This is a genomic window from Roseomonas sp. TAS13 (assembly GCF_001950415.1).
Taxonomy (GTDB): domain Bacteria; phylum Pseudomonadota; class Alphaproteobacteria; order Acetobacterales; family Acetobacteraceae; genus Roseomonas; species Roseomonas mucosa.
The window spans coordinates 1-4,412 of sequence record NZ_BDLP01000358.1; the positions used below are offsets into that span (position 1 = coordinate 1).

Sequence of the window (4,412 nt, forward strand, 5' to 3'; positions counted from 1 at the left end):
CCTTCGGCCAGGGCATGGCGGGCGGAGCGGGCCACCGACAGGGCCTCGTCCTCGCTGTGCAGGCGGGGCGCCACCACGACCTCGGCCGCGACAGGATGGGCCGGGGGGTCTGTGACGCAAGTGGCCGAACGGCAGCCCCGGCGCACCGTGGCACAGAGCAGGTCGGCGCTGCCGCCACCGATGATCAGCACGCGGTCGTGCGGCTGCGTCTCCACCGCATCGAGGAGATCGCCGCCCGGCGCCGCGCCGGGGGCGAGCAGGCGCTGCAGCCGCGCAGGGCGGCTCAGCAGGGCCAGGGGGAGCGGGACCGTCCGGGCCGTGGAGGCCTGGGAAGGCCGGGGCGCGGGCGCGGGCGCGGGCGCGGGCGCCGCCGTGCGGATGTTTGGCATGCGGGAAGAATAGGCCCGGCCATGTAAAGGCGATATTTGCCGCATCGGCCGTCCGCGTAAAGAAGGCATAAAGACCGCGGCGCCGATGGGCCGCAGCCCCAAGTAATCCGCTGGCCGCCTCATTGGCGGGACGGAAGCGGGCCGCGTGCATCTGGCGCCGGTGCTTCTCCGGGGGTCCGGCTCACCGCCGGGGCAGGTTCTTCTCCCAGGGTGGTTCCGGCACCCAGGCCTCCGCGAGATATGCCACCATCGCCCTTGTCTTGGCGGGCGCCTGCCGTCCCGCTCCTGCCGGCAGTGGCGGCTGCACGGCATGGATGCCGAGCCAGCCCATCGCAGGCTGGTCCAGCCCGATCTCCACCAGCCTGCCGTCGCGCAGGGCCTCGTCGAGCAGGAAGACCGGCTGGTAGATCAGCCCGTGCCCGGCGATGGCGGCCTCGCGCAGCGCATCGCCGTTGTTGGCCCGCAGGCTGCCGCCGACCGGTACCGGGACCTGCCCCTGCTCCCCGAAGACCCAGCGATCCGGGCCCATCGCCTCCGACAGCGTATAGCCGAGGCAGGCGTGCCGCCGCAGGTCCTCCACCCGCCCCGGGGTGCCGTGCGTGGCGAGGTAGGAGGGCGCGCCGCAGACCGCCATCCGCACCGGCGCCAGGCGCCGCGCCACCAGGCTGCTGTCGCCCATGCGGCGGATGCGGATGGTCAGGTCCCAGCCTTCCTCCACCAGGTCCACCAGCCGGTCGTTCAGGCCCAGCTCCACGGTCACGCGCGGATGGCGGCGGCAGAATTCCGCCAGCAGCGGCGCCACATGCCGCGTGCCGAAGGAAACCGGCACGTTGAGCCGCAGCAGCCCACGCGGCTCCAGCCGGTCGGCGGAGACGGCGCGCTCGGCCTCCTCGATCTCCGGCAGCAGGCGCAGGCAGGAATCGAGGAAGCCCCGCCCCGCCTCGGTCAGGGAAAGCCGGCGTGTCGTGCGGTGAAGGAGCCGCACGCCGAGGCGTTCCTCCAGCGCCGCGACATGCTTGGTCACCATGGTCTGGGACAGGCCCAGCGCCCGGGCGGCGGCGGAGAAGCTGCCCAGCCCGGCCACCCGCGCGAAGACCTGCATGCCCGTCACGCGATCCAGCATCGGCCCGGCCCACTCTCCCGGTGTGAGGTGAGTTCCGGAATAGACCGATTATCCCCCGGCCGGCGAGGGTGCATCTCCACCGGCACAGATTCCGACGGAGAACCCTCCCCCGATGACCGCCCCTCACACTGCCCCCAACACCGCTCCCTGGGGCGCACTCCTCCTGCGGCTCTCGCTCGGCGTGCTGTTTCTGGCCCATGCCGGGCTGAAGATCCTCATCTTCACTCCCGCCGGCACGGCCGCCTTCTTCGGCAAGCTCGGCCTGCCGCCGGCCCTTGCCTATGCCACGATGACCGTCGAGGTCCTCGGCGCCATGGCGCTGATCCTGGGCGTCTGGGCCCGGCTGGCCGCGCTGGTGCTGATCCCCGTGCTGGTCGGCGCCATCCTCACCGTGCATGGGGCCAGCGGGTTCTTTTTCACCAATGCCGGCGGCGGCTGGGAATACCCCGCCTTCTGGGCCGTAGCCCTCTTCGCCCAGGCCCTGCTGGGCGATGGCGCCCTGGCGCTGAAGCCGACCCCGCTGCCCGCCGCGCCGCGCCAGCCGGTGCATGCCTGACGCGACGGACGGCGCGGAGCGCTTCCCCGGCGGCCCGCGCCCTGCCTGAACCTCCTGCCACGCCGCGCATCGAAGCGGCCGTGGCGAAGCCCGCCAAGGAGACGCCGACCATGACCACCCCGACACCCCGCCAACCCGTGATCTTCATTCCGCATGGCGGCGGCCCCTGCTTCTTCATGGACTGGCCGAACACCTGGGACCGGATGGCGGAACACCTGCGCGGCATCCCGCGGCGCCTGCCCGCGCGGCCGAAGGCGATCCTGGTCGTTTCCGGCCATTGGGAGACGGCGGTGCCCACCGTCACCACCGGCACGCAACCGCCGCTGCTCTTCGACTATCACGGCTTCCCGCCGCACACCTACGAGCTGCGCTACCCGGCCCCCGGCTCCCCGAAACTGGCGGCGCGGGTGCAGGAGCTCCTGGGGCGGGCCGGGATCGAGTCCGCCGGGGACGCGGCGCGCGGCTTCGACCACGGCGTCTTCATCCCCTTCCTTCTGGCCTTTCCGGAGGCAGAGATCCCGGTGGTGGAGCTTTCCGTGCGCGAGGACCTGGACCCGGCGGCGCATCTCGCCCTGGGCCGGGCGCTGGCGCCGCTGCGGGACGAGGGGGTGCTGATCGTGGCAACCGGCATGACCTATCACAACCTCCGCCACTTCATGCGGCCGGATGGGGTGAACGACGAGGTGTCGGTGGCCTTCGACGGCTGGCTCGCCCAGGCCGTGACCGCACCGCCCGAGCAGCGCGACCGGCTGTTGCAGGACTGGGAGCATGCCCCCGGCGCCCGCGCCTGCCATCCGCGCGAGGAGCACCTGATCCCGCTGCTCCTCGCCGCCGGCGCCGCCGGGGAGGACTCCGGCCAGCGCGACTACAGCGACCGGGTGATGGGCAAGGCGCTGTCCGGCTTCCGCTTCGGCTGACGCGGGCGGCGATGGCGGGGGCGCCTCCCCTGCCATGTCTGCGTCAGCCGGTGGCGGTGACGCGCCAGACGGTGTTGCCGCTGTCATCGGCCACCAGCAGCGCGCCCACGGCATCCATGGCGACGCCGACCGGGCGGCCATACACCTGTCCCGTTTCCGGATCGGCCATGAAGCCGGTGAGGAAATCCCGCGCGGGACCGCTCGGGCGCCCATTGGCGAAGGGCAGGTAGAGCACGCGGTAGCCGGCGAAGGCCGTGCGGTTCCAGGAGCCGCGCTGGCCGATGAAGGCGCCGCCGCGCCATTCCGCCGGAAAGGCGCCGCCGGTGGAGAAATCCAGCCCGAGCGAGGCGGTGTGCGGCCCGAGCGCGTAGTCCGGCACGATGGCGCGGGCCACCAGCTCCCGCTCCCGGCTCCCCATCTTCTCCCGCATGCGGGGGTCGATGTGCGTCCCGAAATAGCTGAAGGGCCAGCCATAGAAGCCGCCCTGCCGCACATGGGTCAGGTAGTCGGGCACGAGGTCGTCGCCGATGTTGTCGCGCTCGTTCACCACGGTCCAGAGTTCGCCCGAGCCGGGTTCCCAGGCCATGCCGACGGGGTTGCGCAGCCCGCCGGCGAAGAGGCGCTCGTTCGAGCCGTCCAGATCCACCTGCAGGATGCAGGCGCGGCGGCGCTCGTTCTCCAGCCCGTGCTCGGCCACGTTGCTGCCGGACCCCACGCTGACGAAGAGGCTGCGCCCGTCCCGCGCCGGCAGCAGGTTGCGCGTCCAATGGTTGTTGTAGCCCCCGGCCGGCAGGTCGAGGAGCTTCCGCCCCGGCGCCGTGATCTTTCCGCGCCCATCATTCCAGGGAAAGCGCAGGAGCGCGTCGGTGTCGGCGACAAAGAGGGAATCGCCCAGCACCGCCATGCCAAAGGGCCGGTTCAGCCCCTCCAGCAGCAGGGTCCGGCCGCCGGCCTGGCCCGCGCGGTCCGGGGCGTGCAGCAGGGTGACGCGGTTGGCGCGCGGCGCCTCGGACACCAGCACCCGGCCGTCCGGCAGGGGCAGGATCATGCGGGGATTGTCGAGGTCCGTTCCGAAGGCCGTCACGGTGAAGCCCCGCGGCGCCTGCGGCCTCCGCCCGGCGGGCCAGCCGCCGCCATGGGAGCGGTTGACCACGCGGTGCGCCGTGTTCGGCGCGGGCAGGTCCGGCTGCGGCCCCATGCCCGGAAGCTGGCCGGGGCCGTGCTGGGCCAGGGCGCGGGCGGCGTGGCCTACGGCGAGTCCCCCGGCGGCGAGACCGAGGAGAAGGTTGCGTCGAGGCGTCATGGTCGGCTGGCTCCTGTCGCGGCCGCGTCCCGGCGGCGGTGGCATTCCCAGCGCAACGTCCGAGGTGGCGGAACGCTTCGGAGGCGTGCGTCTCAGCGCTCGCCCTGGCCCCCGCCCACGAGGC

The 4,412-nt window shown here is 73.0% G+C and carries 5 protein-coding genes; 2 read left to right on the top strand and 3 right to left on the bottom strand.

Going from position 1 to position 4,412, the window contains the following annotated elements:
* A partial coding sequence (locus tag ROTAS13_RS26530) for a hypothetical protein (protein WP_216348701.1) occupies positions 1 to 389 on the bottom strand: 389 nt, incomplete at its 3' end.
* Between the two features lie 181 nt (positions 390 to 570).
* Positions 571 to 1,512: a LysR family transcriptional regulator gene (locus tag ROTAS13_RS20080; RefSeq protein WP_019460674.1), complete on the bottom strand. Its 942-nt coding sequence runs from the start codon at positions 1,510 to 1,512 to the stop codon at positions 571 to 573.
* Between the two features lie 112 nt (positions 1,513 to 1,624).
* Here ROTAS13_RS20080 and ROTAS13_RS20085 point away from each other — a divergent pair, with 112 nt between their 5' ends.
* Together ROTAS13_RS20085 and ROTAS13_RS20090 are read left to right on the top strand one after the other, a co-directional pair.
* On the top strand, positions 1,625 to 2,068 hold the full coding sequence (locus ROTAS13_RS20085; RefSeq protein WP_075823216.1) for a DoxX family protein: 444 nt from the start codon (positions 1,625 to 1,627) through the stop codon (positions 2,066 to 2,068).
* A 110-nt stretch (positions 2,069 to 2,178) separates the two neighbouring features.
* A complete protein-coding gene (locus ROTAS13_RS20090) occupies positions 2,179 to 2,985 on the top strand; it encodes a class III extradiol ring-cleavage dioxygenase (protein ID WP_019460672.1) in 807 nt (268 codons plus the stop codon).
* 43 nt (positions 2,986 to 3,028) lie between these two features.
* On the opposite strand, the gene ROTAS13_RS20095 is transcribed toward ROTAS13_RS20090, so the two are convergent.
* The gene (locus ROTAS13_RS20095; protein ID WP_075823217.1) at positions 3,029 to 4,288 is read right to left on the bottom strand and encodes a sorbosone dehydrogenase family protein; all 1,260 of its coding nucleotides are present in this window, start codon (positions 4,286 to 4,288) and stop codon (positions 3,029 to 3,031) included.
* Positions 4,289 to 4,412 lie beyond the last annotated feature (124 nt).

Bases quoted from the DNA above. Each gene is read 5' to 3' on its own strand.
- ROTAS13_RS20085 (WP_075823216.1), top strand. From the start codon at position 1,625: ATGACCGCCCCTCACACTGCCCCCAACACCGCTCCCTGGGGCGCACTC.
- ROTAS13_RS20095 (WP_075823217.1), bottom strand. From the start codon at position 4,288: ATGACGCCTCGACGCAACCTTCTCCTCGGTCTCGCCGCCGGGGGACTC.
- ROTAS13_RS20090 (WP_019460672.1), top strand. From the start codon at position 2,179: ATGACCACCCCGACACCCCGCCAACCCGTGATCTTCATTCCGCATGGC.
- ROTAS13_RS20080 (WP_019460674.1), bottom strand. From the start codon at position 1,512: ATGCTGGATCGCGTGACGGGCATGCAGGTCTTCGCGCGGGTGGCCGGG.